This window comes from Mycobacterium sp. E1715, assembly GCF_001667625.1.
Lineage (GTDB): Bacteria > Actinomycetota > Actinomycetes > Mycobacteriales > Mycobacteriaceae > Mycobacterium.
In genome coordinates this window covers 1-15,313 of the sequence record NZ_LZJJ01000308.1, presented here as the reverse complement: position 1 = coordinate 15,313, position 15,313 = coordinate 1, and the positions used below count along the sequence as shown (strand labels likewise).

Here is a 15,313-nt window from a genome sequence, read left to right as displayed (position 1 = left end):
CCAGCGCCAGCGGGCCGCCCAATTGCTGGACGTGGCCCGCAAATACCCCGACTTCCCGGTCGTCCTGGAGACCGTCCGCGAATGCCTGCAGGACGTCTACGACGTTCCCGCCCTGACGTCACTGATGGCCGGCATCGCCCAGCGCAAGGTGCGGGTTGCCGAGGTCGCGACCGACCGCCCCTCCCCGTTTGCGGCGTCCCTGTTGTTCGGTTACGTCGGCGCATTCATGTACGAGGGCGACACCCCACTGGCCGAGCGCCGGGCCGCGGCGCTGTCGCTGGACAGCACGCTGCTGGCCGAGCTGCTGGGCCGCGTAGAGCTGCGCGAGCTGCTCGACCCAGACGTCATCGCCGCGACCGGCCGCCAGTTGCAGCACCTGGCCGAGGACCGGGCCGCGCGCGACGCCGAAGGCGTCGCGGACCTGCTGCGGCTGCTGGGCCCGATGACCGAGGACGAGATCGCCGCCCGCGCCGGCGGCGCCGAGGTGGGCGGCTGGCTGGAGGGCCTGCTGGGTGCGCGGCGGGCGCTGACGGTGTCGTTCGCCGGCCGCAGCTGGTGGGTGGCCATCGAGGACATCGGCCGGCTGCGCGACGGGGTCGGGGCGCCGGTTCCGCTGGGGGTGCCGGCCGCGTTCACCGAGGCGGTGGCCGACCCACTGGGCGAGCTGCTCGGCCGCTATGCGCGCACGCACACGCCGTTCACCACGGCGGATGTTGCGGCCCGGTTCGGGCTGGGCCTGCGGGTGACGGCCGACGTGCTGGGCCGGCTGGCCGCCGACGGGCGCCTGGTGCGCGGCGACTTCGTCGCCGCCACCCCCAGCGCGTCCGGCAGCGAACAGTGGTGCGACGCCGAGGTGTTGCGCGTCTTGCGGCGCCGGTCGCTGGCCGCGCTGCGCGCACAGGTGGAGCCGGTGAGCACCGCCGCGTACGGGCGGTTCCTGCCGGCCTGGCACCGGGTGCCCGCCCAGAATTCGGGGCTGGACGGCCTGATGTCCGTGATCGACCAGCTGGCCGGGGTTCGGATGCCGGCCTCGGCGATCGAGCCGCTGGTGCTCGGTCCGCGGGTGCGCGACTACTCCCCCGCGATGCTCGACGAGCTGCTCGCCACCGGGGAGGTGACCTGGTCGGGCGCCGGGTCGATCTCGGCCAGCGACGGCTGGGTCGCGCTGCACGTGAGCGATTCCGCGCCGCTGACCCTGGCCGGGCCCGCCGAGATCGACCTCACCGACGCGCACCGCGCGATCCTGGACACGCTGGCCGGCGGGGGTGCGTACTTCTTTCGCCAGCTCGCCCAAAGCGGGTTGCCCGACTCGGAGCTGAAAGCCGCGCTGTGGGAGCTGATCTGGGCGGGCTGGGTCACCGGTGACACGTTCGCGCCGGTGCGCGCCGTGCTCGGCGGGGTGGGCAGCCGCAAACGCGCGGCACCCGCGCACCGGTCGCACCGGCCGCCGCGGCTGAGCCGATACAGCGTCGCGCACGCGCAATCGCGCCCGGCCGATCCGACGGTCGCCGGCCGGTGGTCGGCCCTGCCGGCTCCGGAGCCCGATTCCACGGTGCGCGCCCACTACCAGGCGGAGCTGCTGCTGGGCCGCCATGGCGTCCTGACCAAGGGCGCGGTGGCGGCCGAGGGGATCGGCGGCGGGTTCGCCATGCTCTACAAGGTGCTGAGCACCTTCGAGGAGGCCGGCCGATGCCAGCGCGGCTACTTCGTCGAGTCGTTGGGCGGCGCGCAGTTCGCGGTCGCGTCGACCGTCGACCGGCTGCGCAGCTACAGCGACGGCATCGACCCCGAGCGGCCCGAATACCGGGCGATCGCGCTGGCCGCCGCCGACCCGGCCAACCCCTACGGCGCCGCGCTGCCGTGGCCCGCGTCGGGCGGCGAGGGGGGCCGGCCGGGCCGCAAGGCCGGCGCGCTCGTCGTGCTGGTCGACGGCCACCTGGGCTGGTTCCTGGAGCGCGGCGGGCGGTCCCTGCTGACGTTCACCGACGACCCCGCGGCCCACGCGGCGGCGGCCGCGGCGCTGGCCGACCTGGTCGCCTCCCGGCGCGTTGCGTCGATCCTGGTCGAGCGCATCGACGGGGCGCCGGCGCTGCAGCCACAAGCGGGCGGGCCGAGCCCGGTGGCCGAGGCGCTGGCCGACGCCGGGTTCGCCCGGACGCCGCGCGGACTCCGGCTCCGGTGAGGCCGCGCTAGCCATGCCCGAGGGAGACACTGTCTGGCACACCGCCGCCGTCCTGCGCCAGCACTTGGCCGGGCGCACACTGACCCGCTGCGACGTCCGCGTCCCGCGGTACGCGACGGTCGACCTCACCGGGCAGGCGGTCGACGAGGTCCTCAGCCGCGGCAAGCACCTGTTCATCCGGGTCGGCCGGGCGAGCATCCACTCGCACCTGAAGATGGACGGCAGCTGGCGGGTCGGCGAGCGGCCGGTACGCGTCGACCACCGGGCGCGCATCGTCCTGGAAGCCGGAACCGTCCGCGCCGTCGGCGTGGACCTCGGCGTGCTGGAGATCCTGGAACGCGATCGCGACGAGGACGCCGTCGCGCACCTGGGTCCGGACCTCCTCGGCGAGGACTGGGACGCCGGGTTGGCCGCCGCCAACCTGGCCGCGCACCCGGACCGCCCGCTCGCCGAGGCGCTGCTGGACCAGCGCGTCCTGGCCGGGATCGGCAACGTCTATGCCAACGAATTGTGTTTCGTCAGCGGGCACCTGCCCACCGCGCCGGTGAGCGCGGTGGGCGACCCGCACCGGCTGGTCTCACGCGCCCGCGACATGTTGTGGCTCAACCGGTTGCGGTGGAGCCGCTGCACCACCGGCGACACCCGGTCCGGCCGGCAGCTGTGGGTGTACGGGCGCGCCGGGCAGGGCTGCCGTCGCTGCGGCACCCCCATCTCCTACGACGGCTCCGGGGACCGGGTCACCTACTGGTGCCCGTCCTGCCAGCGCTGACCCGCAGCGCCCGGCCACACCGCGCTCGCGATCGCCACGAGCCCCATGGTGGCGACCCGCAGCGCCCGGCCACACCGCGCTCGCGATCGCCACTAGCCCCATGGTGGCGACCCGCAGCGCCCGGCCACACCGCGCTCGCGATCGCCACTAGCCCCGCGCGTGCGCCAGAAAGAACTGCGCGATGGCCTCCGAGCCGTCGAGCGCGCGGGTGGTCGGCCCGATGATCGCTTTGGGCAGGTATTGCCTGCCGCCGGGCCACGTGTGCCCGCCGCTGTCGATCTGGTAGAAGATCACCTCGGTCGACGCCGCGCAGGCCGTGGAGTCGAAGCGGCGCACGACGGTCCCGTCCCCCACGTTGGGCAGCGCCTGGACGGACGGGTCGCCCTGGCAGCGATCGGCGGACCGCCACGTGCTCACCATGCTGTCGGCGGAGATGGCGTGGCTGACCCCGCCGCGACCGCGCACCACCCCGCCCTTGAACGGCACCAGCGGGTCGGCGGTGCCGTGGGCCTCCCACACCGACACGGGCCGCGACGGCTTGCACGCCACGCCCACGCCCAGCGTGCCCGCGACGGGCGCGGCGGCGGCAAACACGTCGGCGCGGTCGCACGCCAGCCGGTTGGACATGAATCCGCCATTAGACATCCCGGTGACGAAAATGTGCCCCGGGGCGATGCCGTAGTCGTTCTGCAGCTTGCCCACCAGCCCCACCAGGAAGCCGACATCGTCGATGTGCCGGCGATCGGCCGGCGACGCCCCGCGGCCGTCAGCCCAGCTCTTGTCGTAACCGTCGGGGTAGACCACCAGCAGGTTGTGGGCGTCGGCGACGGAGTCGAACCCGGTCAGTCCCCGTTGCCCGTTGCCGGTGCCACCGCCGCCGTGCAGGCTCAGGACCAGGCCGACCGGGCTGCCCGGCGGCACGTGCAACAGGTAGGTTCGGTCCATGCCGCCGGACCGGAACGTCCCGGACGCGTCCCGAGCGCTGGCCGCCGACACATGCCGCTCGCCACAGCCCACCAAGCACAGCGCGACCAGCACCACAGCCAACAAACGCACGTACGGCATGTCGTCAGAATCCCGGCAACGCCAATGGCGGAGCAAACCGTGCTCTGGGTGTGGCGATGATCGCAATATGATTGATCCTGCACCAAGCGGCACCGCAACGTGGGAATATTCGGGCAGCCCCCGCTGTCAGCGAGCAACGGCACTTCGATGTCACGGGAGTATCAGAAATGACGAGGACCCAGATACGCAACCCCAGCCTTCTGCTGTTGCTGATGGCTGCCGGCGTGGTCCCCGCGGCCGGACTGCTGGATGTGCTCGGCGCGACCCCGGCCGCCCACGCCAGCGCCGCCGATGACGCGTTCCTCGCCGCGCTGACCGCCAAGGGCATCAACTACGAATCGCCCGAAACGGCGATCCGTTCCGGGCACCTGGTTTGCCAGCAACTCGACTCCGGTGAAGCGCCGCAACAGGTGGCAAACGACGTCATGACCAACAGCCACCTCGACGGCTACCACGCCGGCTACTTCGTGGGCGTGAGCATCCGGGCGTACTGCCCGAAGTACGGCGCCCAGGCCTGAAAGTTAACAGCCAGTTGACAGGCTCGTGACAAACGCGCGGGTAAAATTTTAATTCGGAAACAATTCCTGAGAACTCGAAGGCCAAATGATTCCTAGACTTTTGGTCGGCGTTGCACTCACGCTCGGGGCTGCGGGATGGACGGCAGCCGCCGCCAACGCCGACCCCAGCCCCTTCAACACACTCAGCTGCAGTTGCGAGGAGACGTCGCCCTCCGACAGCGCGGCCCTTACGGACAAGATCAACCGGGGCATCCAGCACGGCCTTGCGGACCAGCCCACGGTGCAGATCCATCACTGAGGTCTGAGGTTCAGTTCGTTCTCCGCGTCCGCCGCACGGCGTAATGGTGGTAGCGCGCGGCGCGCCTGCGGATGCGATACGCGCTGCCCCGGGTGCGATGCGGTTGTCCGACAAGGTGAATCGGCTCGCTGTAGAAAAGCATCTTGGCCAGCTCCACCAGCACCAGATAACAGATCACGAACATCCCCAGCACGGCGAAGAACTGCCACGGCAGCGGCGTGAAGCCCAGGGTCCGCGCCAGCGGTGAAATCGTCAGCCCGGCGCCGACGGCGACCACGGTGATGCTGGTGACGGCCAGCAGCGCGCTGGGCCGGCTGCGGAAGAACGGCACCATGCGGGTGCGGATCACGAAGATGATCAGCGTCTGCGTCGCGAGCGATTCCACGAACCAGCCGGTGCGGAACTCGACCGCGCCGGCGTGCAGCACGCCCAGCATCAGGCCGAACGTCAGGAAGTCGAACAGCGAACTGATCGGGCCGAAGATCAACATGAACCGGCGGATGAACGCGACGTTCCAGTGCGACGGCGCCTGCAGTTGCGCGGCGTCGACCCGGTCGGAAGGGATCGCCAGCTGCGAGGTGTCGTAGAGCAGGTTGTTCAGCAGGATCTGGCTGGGCAGCATCGGCAGGAACGGCAACAGCGCCGACGCGGCCGCCGCGCTGAACATGTTTCCGAAATTGCTCGACGTGCCCATCAGCACGTATTTGATGGTGTTGGCGAAGATGCGCCGGCCCTCGGCCACCCCGGTGGCCAGCACCCCGAGATCCTTTTCCAGCAACACCACATCGGCCGCGTCCTTGGCCACGTCGGTGGCGCTGTCGACGGAGATCCCGACGTCGGCGGCGTGCAGGGCCAGCGCGTCGTTGACGCCGTCGCCCAGGAAGCCGACCGACCGCCCCTTGCGGCGCAGCGCGGTGATCAGCCGCGCCTTCTGCTCCGGGGAGATGCGCGCGAAGATGGTGTGGTCCTGCGCCACACCGGCGAACGCGTCGTCGTCCAGCGCGTCCAGTTGTGCGCCGGTGATGGTGCCCTTGGACGCCAGACCCAAGTCGCCGCAGACCTTTTCGGCGACGCGGGGGTTGTCCCCGGTGGCGATCTTCAGCTCGATACCCAGGTCGGCCAGTTTCGAGAGTGATTGCCGCGCGGCGGATTTGGGCTCATCGGCGAAGACCAGGAAGCCCGCGAGCGACAGGTCGCACTCGTCCGCGCGGGTGATCGCGGTCAAACCCGGCGCCGGTTTGGTGGCCACGGCCACCACCCTGCGCCCGGCGGCGAACAACGCCGCTAGGGTTTCCTCTGCCGCCGCCGCGGTGCCCCGGCATTGGGCCAGCACCTGCTCGGGCGCGCCCTTGACCACCAGCAGCCGGGTTCCGCCGTCGTCGACCAGCACCGACGTCGCCCGGCGTTCGTGGTCGAACGGCAGCAACGCAACCCGCCCGGCGCCGGCCACCAAGTCGTGCGCCTGCGGCGACTCCCAAAGCGCGGCGTCGAGCGGATTGGCGCTGGCGCCACCGGTTTTCGGGTCCACATCGGTGGCCAGCAGCCCCAGCCGGCGGACCGGGTCGCTGTGCGCACCGGCGGGGTCGACCGATTCGACCATCCGCAGCCGGCCTTCCGTCAGGGTTCCGGTCTTGTCGGTGATCAGGATGTCGATGTCGCCGAGGTCCTCGATGCACACCAGCCGCTTGACGAGCACCTTGGCCTTGGCCAGTTGCCGCGACCCGGTGGCCAGGCCGGTGCTGACGACGGCGGGCAGCAGCTGCGGCGTGATGCCGACGGCGATCGCCAGCGAGAACAGCACCGAGTCGATGATCGGCTTCGCCAACAGCAGGTTGCTGATCAAGATGACCACCATCAGCGCAACGGCCACCTGCAGCAGCAGATAGGAGAACCGGCGCAGGCCCACCTGGAAGCCGGTTTCCGGCTGACGCTCGTCCAACCCCGCTGCGATGCGGCCGAATTCGGCGTTCCTCCCGGTGGCGTACACCACCCCTGTGCCCTCGCCGGCGCTGACGATGGTGCCCATGAACGCCAGGTCGGCCGCGTCGGCCAGGTCGGTTCCGGGGGGCACGGGCTCGGGCGACTTCTCGGAGCCGGTCGACTCCCCGGTCAGAATGCTCTCGTTGCATTCCAAGCCGCTGACCTCGATCAGCCGGACGTCGGCCGGCACCGCCTCCCCCAGCGCCAGCCGGATCACGTCGCCCGGTACCAGCGCGGTGACGGCGAGCGTGACGAACTCCCCGTCGCGGCGCACCACGGCGTTGTGGTGCACGCTCGCGTGCAGGTCTGCGGCCGCCCGCTCGGCGCGGTACTCGTTGATGAAACCCAGGCCGATGCTGGCCACCAGGATGATGCCGATGATGACCGCCTGCATGCTGTCGCCCAGGAAGTACGAGACGACCGCGGTGCCGGCCAGCAGGATGAGAACCGCGTTGCGCAGCTGACGGCCAAGCACCGCAAGGGGATTGACGCGATGGGTCCGCACCGCGTTGGGGCCGTACCGCGTCAGCCGGGCAGCGGCTTCCGCGCTCGACAGTCCCGCCGCCGAGCTGTCCAGTGAGCGCAGCACCTCGTCGACCGGGGCCGCCGCGACCGACGTCGTGGTCGGGGCCGCGGAACCCGGTAACACCTCTGTTGTCATAGCCAATCCCTGCGTTTGAACATCAGGTAGATCACGCCCATCAGAACGAATATCAGGCTGGTGCTGGCGATGAACCCGGCGAGGTGACCGAAGCCCGGGTACGGCACGTTCTGGCCGTAGAACCCCGTGATGGCCGTGGGCACCGCGATGATGGCCGCCCATCCGGTCAGCTTCTTCATGATGGTGTTCAGCCGCGCGTCCTGCAGCGACAGGTTGGTCTCGAAAATCGTTGTGACCATGTCCCGCAACGATTCCGTCCATTCCGACACGCGGAGCACGTGGTCGTACAGGTCGGCGTACAGCGGGTCCAGTTCCGGGGCGGTCCCCACCTCGTGCCGGTGGTGCTGGATCGAGTTGACCACCTCCCGCATCGGGAGCGCCACCCGCCGCAGCCCCACCAGGTCGCGGCGCATCTGGAATGTCCGGCGCTGAAAGCTGGCCTGGCGCGGCCTGCCGTCGAACAGCTCGTCCTCGATGGATTCGACGCAGTCGTCCAGGGCCTCCACCGCCGCGAAATGACTGTCCACCACGACGTCGAGCAGGCCGTGCACCAGCGCGCCCACCCCGTACTGCTGGGCGCCGATCTCCTCCCATCGCCGGGTGACCGCGGCGATGTCGAAGTCCGGCGTCAGGCGCACGGTGATCAGGCCGCGGGGCAGCACAAACGCCGAAATCCGGTGCATGGACAGCATTCGCCCCGGCTCGTCGGCGGCCTCCGCCGCCACCTCGACCGCATAGACCGTGAAGAAGGTGTGCGTCTCGTAGGCGGTGGCCTTGACCCGCTCGGCGGCCGCGACGGCGTCTTCGACGGCCCAGGTGTTGAGGCCGAGTTCGGCGGCCAGGTCACACAGCGCGTCGTGGTCGGGGGCGCACAGGTCCACCCACACCAGGGTGTCGGGTTCGCGGAGGTACTCCGAGATGTCGTCAAAGGTGAAGTCGTCCTGTGGCTTACCGTGGCGCCACACGCGGCCCTGGATGTTGCCCTGCACGACGCTATCTTCTCAGCCCGGCCCAGCCGCCGCCGTGTCAGTAGGTGGAGATCTCGTCTTGCTCGGGCAGGTCGCCGCTGACCATGAAGATGACGCGGCGCCCGACTTCCACGGCATGGTCGGCGAAGCGTTCGTAGAAGCGGCCCAGCAGCGCGGCGTCCACGGCGGCGGGGATGTTGTCCGTCCAGTTCTGGTCCAGCAGCACGCTGAACAGCTGCCGGTAGAGCTCGTCCATCGCGTCGTCTTGTTCGCGAAGCCGCGCGGCCTGTTCCGGATCGTGGGATATCAATACATGTTTCGCGTTGTCGCCCAACGCGATTGCCACCTCGGCCATCTCGGCGAAACACGCGCGGACTTTGTCGGGCAGTGCCCGATTCGGGTGTTCACGCCGGGCGATCTTGGCGACATGCACCGCCAGCGCGTCCATCCGTTCGATGTCGGCGATGATCTGGACGGCGCTGAAGATCGCCCGTAACTCTCCGGCAACCGGTTGTTGTAGTGCCAGTAACGCGAACGCTTCTCGCTCCGCGCGGCCCCGCATCACCACCATTTGGTCGTGCTCGCGGATGACCCGTTCGGCGGCGTCCAAGTCCGCCTCCAACAATGCCCTGGTAGCGCGCCTCATGGCTTCGTTGGCCAGGCCGCACATCTCGCCGAGCTGGACGCTCAACTCTTCGAGCTGGTGGTGGTAAGCGGTTCGCATAGCGCAACGGTGGCCAATGCGAGCGCTTTTCGCAAGGGACGAAAGGCACCCGAAAAGAGCCTGAATGACTCCTCCCGCCCGCGCCACCGCCGGTTAACCTGCCGCTGTCACCATATCGAGGACCATCCATCCGAGCCGAGAGAACACGGTGAGCACACGACGCGGCCTCCCTGGACTGGGACTGCTGACGGCGCCGTTGCGCGTCGCCGCCCTCAGCGCCGAGATCGCCGCCGGCGCCGCCTTGTTGGGCGGCAACGTCGCGACGAGCATGGGCAGGTCGCTGGTGCGCGCGACGCCGGATGTCCCGGGGCTCACCCGCGCCGCGGCGGGTGCGGTGCTGGAGGCGGCGGGCGGGCCGCGCGCCCGGCGCGTCAGCGCCAACGGACCGAGGCGCTGGATCGAGGTGCGCGGGCTGGAGGGTGAGCGCGCCGCGGACATCGCGGCGGCGGTCCTGGCGGCGGTCCGGGCGCTGCCCGGCGTCGAGCGGGCCCACCTCAACCCCGCCCTGGCGCGCCTGGTGGTGACCGTGGCGGACGACGGTCCCTCGACGGCCGAGCTGTGCCGGGCCGTCGCCGGCGCGGAACGGCCCCGCCGAGCTCGCGCCGCGCGGGCGAACCCGGCCAGCCTGCCGGGCGACGACGCGCTGCTGATGGGCCGGATGGTGGCGGCGACGGCCGCCTCGGTCGGCTTCGGCCTGTCCCTGACGGGCAGCCTGCTGCGGCTGCCCCGGCTGCCCGACCTGGTGGCCGTGCCGCCGACGGTGGCCGACCATCTGCCGCGGCTGCGCCGCGAGTTGGAGCGGCGCCTGGGGCCCGAGGGCACCGACGTGCTGTTCGGCATCGTCAACGCCACCACCGCGGCGCTCACGCTGTCGCCGACGGCGGCGGCCGCCGAGGCCGCCACCCGCACTATGCTGGCCGCCGAGGCGTGGAACGGCAGGCTGGCGTGGAGTCGACACGAACCCGAGTTGGCCGGCCAACCGGTGCCCGACGACGCGGCCGCGACCCCCGTCGGCAACCCGTCGCCGCCCGACGGGCCCGCGGAACGCTACGCCAACCGCGCCGGACTGGCCGGCATCGGCGCCGCCGCCGCGGTCGGCCTGCTCACCCGCAACCCCGACGCGGCGGGCGCCGCCGCGCTTGCCGCGGTCCCCAAACCGTTGCGGACCGTGCGGGAAGCGTTCGGCTGCACGATGAACCTCGGCCTGACCAGCCGCCACGACGCGCTGGTGCTGCGTCCGGGCGTGTTGCGGTCCCTCGACCGGATTGACGCGATCATGGTCGACCCTCGAGCCCTGTACACCGACGAGCTCACGGTCAGTCGCGTTCTGGGCGTGGAGAATTCGGCACGCGCACACGCTTGGGCGGCGGTCCGGGCCGCGCTCGACAGCGACGGCATGAAGCCGGGATGGCATCAGCTGGCCGACATTCCGGGAGCCGGCGACGTCGGCCAGGCCCTGATCAGCCCGGTCCGCGATCCGTTCGCGGCGGCGGTGCTCACCGAGGCGCGGCGCTCCCAGCCGCGGGTCTATTCCCTCGACGACGACGGATTGCGTTCCCTGGCACAGGGTTTCGATCAGCTCTACCCCGCGGACGGATCGATCGACCACGCGGTTGCGGCGGCCGTCGCCGAACTGAAGGCCGCCGGGCACACCGTGGCGCTGCTGACCACCTCGGGCATGCGGGGGGCGCACCGGTCCGACGTGACCATCGGGGTGCTGCGGCCCGGGCATCCCGCGCCCTGGGCCGCCGACGTGGTCGCGAAGGACCTGGCCGGCGCCTGGCGCATGTTGCACGCGCTGCCCGCCGCGCGCGCCGCCACCGAGGGCGCGGTCCGGTTGTCGGCCTCGGCCTCCGCGATCGGCGCGCTGATGCTGATTCCCGGTGTGCCAGGCCGCAGTTCGGCGTCGGTCAATGTCGGCATGGTCGCCAGCCTGTGGTTCGGCTACCGGGCGGCCGTGAAGACCCTGCGGGACCCGCTGCCCGAACGCGAAACCGCCCACGACTGGCACGCGTTGCCGGTCACCGAGGTGCAGCGGCTACTGCCCCGCCCGGTCGACGAGGACCGCGAGGAGATTCCCGCGCGGTGGCAGCGGGTGCCCCCGCTTCGCGTCCTGCACGACGCGACCGCGGCGTCCTGGAACAACATCCGCGACTTCGCCGAGGAGATGCGCGGTGACCTGGCGGACCCGATCACGCCGCTGCTGGCCACCGGCGCGGCGGCCAGCGCCCTGCTCGGTTCCCCGCTGGACGCCGTCCTGGTCGGCAGCGTGCTGCTGGTCAACGCCGCCCTGTCGGCCGAGCAGCAGCTGCACGCCGAGCGCACGCTGAATCGCCTACTGGCCGTGCAGGATCCGCCGGCGCGACGCCGGGTCGGCGCGCTGGACGCGCAGCGCCGCGAGAAGGTGCCGACCAAGCGGCTGCGGCCGGGCGACATCATCGAAGTGCACGCCGACGAGGTGGTCCCCGCGGACGCCCGGCTGTTGCACGCCTCGAACGTGGAGGTCGACGAGTCGACGCTGACCGGCGAATCGCTGCCGGTGTCCAAGCAGACCGAGCCCACGCCCGGCGCGCCGCTGGCCGAACGGACCTGCATGCTCTACGCCGGCACCACGGTGGTCGCGGGCACGGCGGTGGCCGTGGTCACCGCCGTGGGATCGCGGTCGGAGATGCGCAGGGCGCTGGCGATGGCGCCGAGGAAGCTGCAAGAGATCGGGCTGCAGCGGCAGCTGCGGCACATCACCCGTCGGGCCCTGCCGTTCAGCGTGGCCAGCGGCGGCCTGGTCGGGTTGCTCAGCGTGGCCCGCGGCACCGGGCTGCGCGAGGCGGTGTCCAGCGCGGTCACGCTGGTCGTCGCCGCCATCCCTGAGGGCCTGCCCCTGGTGGCGACCCTGGCCCAGCTGGCGGCCGCCCGCCGGCTCACCGGCGAATCGGTGCTGATCCGCAACCCCCACTCGGTGGAGGCGTTGGCCCGGCTGAACGTGGTGTGCTTCGACAAGACCGGGACGCTCAGCGAAAACCGGCTCAAGGTCAAGGAGGTGCGCCCGCTGCCGGGCTACGCCGCCGGCGCGGTGCTGGACGCGGCGCTGGGCACCAGCTATGCCCGGCACAGCCACCGGGTCGATCACGCCACCGACGACGCCATCCACCGTGCCGCCGCCGACCCGGCCCTCCGCGGTGACGGCTCCACGCCGCAACGGCTGACCCGCGACGCGTTCCTGCCGTTCCAGTCCGGCCGCCCGTTCGCCGCCGCACTGGTCGGCACCCGGCTGACCATCAAGGGCTCGCCCGAGGTGCTCTCCTCGGCGTTGCTGCAGCACGACCACTCCTTGACCAGGCAGATCGACGAGATGGCGGCGGGCGGGCTACGGGTGCTGGCCGTGGCCGAGCGGACACTGAGCCAGCAGGAAGCCTCAACCGCCGCAACGGATCCGGATTACCTCGAGACCCTGTGCACCGGCAGCCTCACCCCGATCGGCCTGCTCGGGCTCGCCGACACGCCCCGGCCCGCGGCGCACGCGGTGCTCAAGGAACTCGCCGCGCGTGAGATCGGCGTCCGGCTGATCACCGGTGACCACCCGGCAACCGCCGCGGCGATCGCCCAGGAAATGGGGCTCGACGTCACCCCCGATCAGGTGATCACCGGCAGCGATTGGGAAGCCCTGTCCGCCGACGGGCGGGCCGCGGCCGCGTCGTCGGGGGTGGTGTTCGCGCGGATGACGCCGGAACACAAGATCGACGTGGTCCAGACCCTGGAGCGGTCCGGTCTGGTCACCGCCATGGTCGGCGACGGCGTCAACGACGCCGCCGCGATCCGGGCGGCCAGCGTGGGCATCGGCGTGGCGGCCCGCGGCAGCGATGCGGCCCGCACGGCGGCCGACGTGGTGCTGCTCGACGAGCGGATCGAGGCGCTGATCGACGCCCTGGACGAGGGCCAGCAGTTGTGGCGGCGCGTGCAATCGGCGGTGTCGATGCTGTTGGGCGGCAACCTCGGCGAGGTGTGCTTCGCCCTGATCACCACCGTCCTCACCGGGCGGTCGGTGCTCAACGCCCGGCAGATGCTGTTGGTCAACATGCTGACCGACGCGCTGCCCGCCGCGGCGCTGGCCGTCAGCCCGCAGGCGGCCACCGACGAGGTCAGCCGCGACGAGGCGGCCATGTGGCGGGCGATCGGAATCCGCGGCGCGGCAACCACAATCGGCGCGACGGCGGGCTGGGCGATGGCCAGCGTGACCGGCCCGCCGCGCCGCGCGGCGACCGTTGCGCTGATCGCGCTGGTGGGCGCGCAGCTCACCCAGACGCTGGTCGACTCGCGCGCCCCGCTGGTGGTGCTGACGTCCGTCGGCTCGCTGGGCGCGCTCGTTCTCGTGGTCAGCACCCCGGGGCTCAGCCAGGTGTTCGGCTGCACGCCCGTGGGTCCGCTGGCCTGGGGTCAGGGCCTGCTGGCCGCGGTCGCGGCCAGCTCGCTGTCGGCGGTCGCCCCCGACTTGCTGCTGCGCGCGTCCCAGAGCGTGCAGCGCCGGATGGTCGGCGAATGATGTCGCGGTCGAAACCGGTTGGCGGCACTTGTTGTTCATGTCTGGTAAACCCCGCGGTCACTTCTCCGGGTCGCGGGCCGGTCACGCCGGCCGTACCGTTTGCGGTACGACGGCTAACTCGAAAAGGTAAGCGAGCAGGTGGTTGAGATGGAGCGCGACAATCGGTTGCGGCTCAAGCCTTATCGGTCGGTATCGGAGCACATCGACGGCGCCTGGTGGCCACAGTCGACCAACTTGGTCGAGGAGCTGCCGAAGTTGCTGACGGCGTTGTCCGAGCGGATGGGCCGGATCGTGATGGTGGGCTACCGCCGCAACGGCTGGGACGAGACGCCGGCCCTGGTCGAAGTCGCCGGGCACACCGTCGAACTGCTCGGCTTCACCAGCGACGAGCCGACCAGTGTCATCCTGATCGGCGAGAACGGCCGCCACGTCACGCTGCAGGTGATCCGGCCGGACACCGGCGAGGAGGCGGCCCGGCAAGCGCTCGAGCGCGCGGGGAAACCCGGCGACGCCGAGGCCGCCCCGGCCAGCCGCTCGACGGTGGCCCGATCGGTGGCCGACGTCGCCGACAAACTGGCCCGTCACGAAGGCCTGGGCGACGAGCGCCGGACCGCCCAGATCAAGCGCTGGAGCGAGGAGGCGGCGAGTCAGTTCGTCGACGCGCCGGTGCAGACCTTCGTGCCGATCCTGGTCGAACACATCGTGCGCAACCGCATGCTGGAATCGCGGCCGCACGACCATCGGCGACCATCGTTGACGGCGTAAGCCGAACCGCTGGCTGCATCGCAAAGTAGCGACCGGATGGGCATCCAGCCGCGGGACTGGCTGGAGGTCACGGCTTCGGCCCCCGGCACACACCCCGACCCCGCCTTCCTCGACGGCCCGGCCGTCGTCGAAAAGCTGTGCAGCGACGCCGAATTCGGCTTGACCGGGACGGAGGCCGCCCGCCGGCTCACGGTGGTGGGCGCCAACGACATCGAGAGCGTCGCGCCGGCGCCGGCGTGGCGAAAGCTGCTGGCGCAGTTTCGCAGCCCGCTGATCTACCTGCTGCTCGCCGCGCTGATCGCCTCGCTCGCGGTCTGGGCCGTCGAGGGGGCCGGCGGCTGGCCCGTCGACGCCGTGGTGATCGCGGTCATCCTCGTGCTCAACGCGCTGCTGGGTTACGCGCAGGAGGCCCGCGCGGAGCGCGCGGTCGGCGCGCTGGCGCGGATGGCGGCGACGTCGGCGACGGTGGTCCGGGACGGGGCGCGGCGCACCGTCCCCGCAGGCGAATTGGTGCCCGGCGACGTCCTGCTGCTCGCCGAGGGCGACGCGGTGGCGGCGGACGCGAGGCTGCTGTGGGCCGCGGGCCTCGAGGTGTCCGAGGCCGCGCTGACCGGCCTGAGTGAACCCGTGCCCAAAGCCGCCCAGACGCTGCCCGACTCGGCGGATCGGGACGACAGGGCCGACATGGTGTTCAAGGGCACCGCGATCGCCAAGGGCGTCGGGCGGGCGGTGGTGACCGCGACGGGGATGGCGACCCAGACCGGTCAGATCGCCGGGCTGGTGCGGACCGTCGACCACGAGGCGACGCCGCTGCAGCGCGAGGTGGCGCGGGCCAGCAGGCTGCGG

Annotated in this window: 10 protein-coding genes and 1 pseudogene; 7 read left to right on the top strand and 4 right to left on the bottom strand. The window is 71.5% G+C overall.

The genetic code is table 11. The annotated features are described in order from the left end of the window. Positions 1-2,182 (top strand): annotated as a pseudogene (locus A9X03_RS15680) (ATP-dependent helicase); the annotation flags it as partial. A gap of 13 nt (positions 2,183-2,195) precedes the next feature. Beyond that, entirely contained in the window at positions 2,196-2,951 is a 756-nt protein-coding gene (nei2, locus tag A9X03_RS15675) for an endonuclease VIII Nei2 (RefSeq protein ID WP_068016626.1), read from the top strand. Between the two features lie 147 nt (positions 2,952-3,098). Here nei2 and A9X03_RS15670 read toward each other — a convergent pair whose 3' ends face one another. Beyond that, positions 3,099-4,016 carry a PHB depolymerase family esterase gene (locus A9X03_RS15670; RefSeq protein ID WP_067752755.1) on the bottom strand — a complete coding sequence of 306 codons (918 nt, stop codon included), beginning with the start codon at positions 4,014-4,016 and terminating at the stop codon, positions 3,099-3,101. A gap of 167 nt (positions 4,017-4,183) precedes the next feature. Here A9X03_RS15670 and A9X03_RS15665 point away from each other — a divergent pair, with 167 nt between their 5' ends. Both A9X03_RS15665 and A9X03_RS15660 read left to right on the top strand, forming a co-directional pair. Further along, a complete protein-coding gene (locus A9X03_RS15665) occupies positions 4,184-4,534 on the top strand; it encodes a DUF732 domain-containing protein (RefSeq protein WP_067752758.1) in 351 nt (116 codons plus the stop codon). 100 nt (positions 4,535-4,634) lie between these two features. Next, a complete protein-coding gene (locus tag A9X03_RS15660; RefSeq protein WP_231972809.1) occupies positions 4,635-4,832 on the top strand; it encodes a hypothetical protein in 198 nt (65 codons plus the stop codon). 10 nt (positions 4,833-4,842) lie between these two features. Here the strand turns inward: A9X03_RS15660 and mgtA are convergent, their stop codons facing one another. Genes mgtA through phoU form a run of 3 tightly spaced genes read right to left on the bottom strand, consistent with a single transcriptional unit; the run spans position 4,843 to position 9,165 of the window. After that, positions 4,843-7,473 (bottom strand): magnesium-translocating P-type ATPase, encoded by a 2,631-nt coding sequence (gene mgtA / locus A9X03_RS15655; protein ID WP_068261767.1) that lies wholly within the window; start codon positions 7,471-7,473, stop codon positions 4,843-4,845. Further along, entirely contained in the window at positions 7,470-8,462 is a 993-nt protein-coding gene (locus tag A9X03_RS15650) for a magnesium transporter CorA family protein (protein WP_067752765.1), read from the bottom strand. The genes mgtA and A9X03_RS15650 overlap by 4 nt, the downstream gene beginning before the upstream one ends. A gap of 37 nt (positions 8,463-8,499) precedes the next feature. Then, positions 8,500-9,165 (bottom strand): phosphate signaling complex protein PhoU, encoded by a 666-nt coding sequence (gene phoU, locus A9X03_RS15645; RefSeq protein WP_067890943.1) that lies wholly within the window; start codon positions 9,163-9,165, stop codon positions 8,500-8,502. Positions 9,166-9,433: 268 nt separating this feature from the next. Between phoU and A9X03_RS15640 the strand changes: the two genes are divergently transcribed. The 3 genes from A9X03_RS15640 to A9X03_RS15630 form a co-directional block, all read left to right on the top strand. Continuing rightward, positions 9,434-13,702 (top strand): cation-translocating P-type ATPase, encoded by a 4,269-nt coding sequence (locus A9X03_RS15640; protein ID WP_231975400.1) that lies wholly within the window; start codon positions 9,434-9,436, stop codon positions 13,700-13,702. A gap of 147 nt (positions 13,703-13,849) precedes the next feature. Then, complete coding sequence (locus tag A9X03_RS15635) at positions 13,850-14,467, top strand: DUF5994 family protein (RefSeq protein ID WP_067891278.1); 618 nt, start codon at positions 13,850-13,852, stop codon at positions 14,465-14,467. Between the two features lie 36 nt (positions 14,468-14,503). After that, positions 14,504-15,313, top strand: an 810-nt coding sequence (locus A9X03_RS15630) for a cation-transporting P-type ATPase (RefSeq protein WP_255396733.1), incomplete at its 3' end; no start/stop codon positions are given.

Bases quoted from the DNA above. Each gene is read 5' to 3' on its own strand.
- nei2 (WP_068016626.1), top strand. From the start codon at position 2,196: ATGCCCGAGGGAGACACTGTCTGGCACACCGCCGCCGTCCTGCGCCAG.
- A9X03_RS15670 (WP_067752755.1), bottom strand. From the start codon at position 4,016: ATGCCGTACGTGCGTTTGTTGGCTGTGGTGCTGGTCGCGCTGTGCTTG.
- A9X03_RS15665 (WP_067752758.1), top strand. From the start codon at position 4,184: ATGACGAGGACCCAGATACGCAACCCCAGCCTTCTGCTGTTGCTGATG.
- mgtA (WP_068261767.1), bottom strand. From the start codon at position 7,473: ATGACAACAGAGGTGTTACCGGGTTCCGCGGCCCCGACCACGACGTCG.
- phoU (WP_067890943.1), bottom strand. From the start codon at position 9,165: ATGCGAACCGCTTACCACCACCAGCTCGAAGAGTTGAGCGTCCAGCTC.
- A9X03_RS15640 (WP_231975400.1), top strand. From the start codon at position 9,434: ATGGGCAGGTCGCTGGTGCGCGCGACGCCGGATGTCCCGGGGCTCACC.
- A9X03_RS15635 (WP_067891278.1), top strand. From the start codon at position 13,850: ATGGAGCGCGACAATCGGTTGCGGCTCAAGCCTTATCGGTCGGTATCG.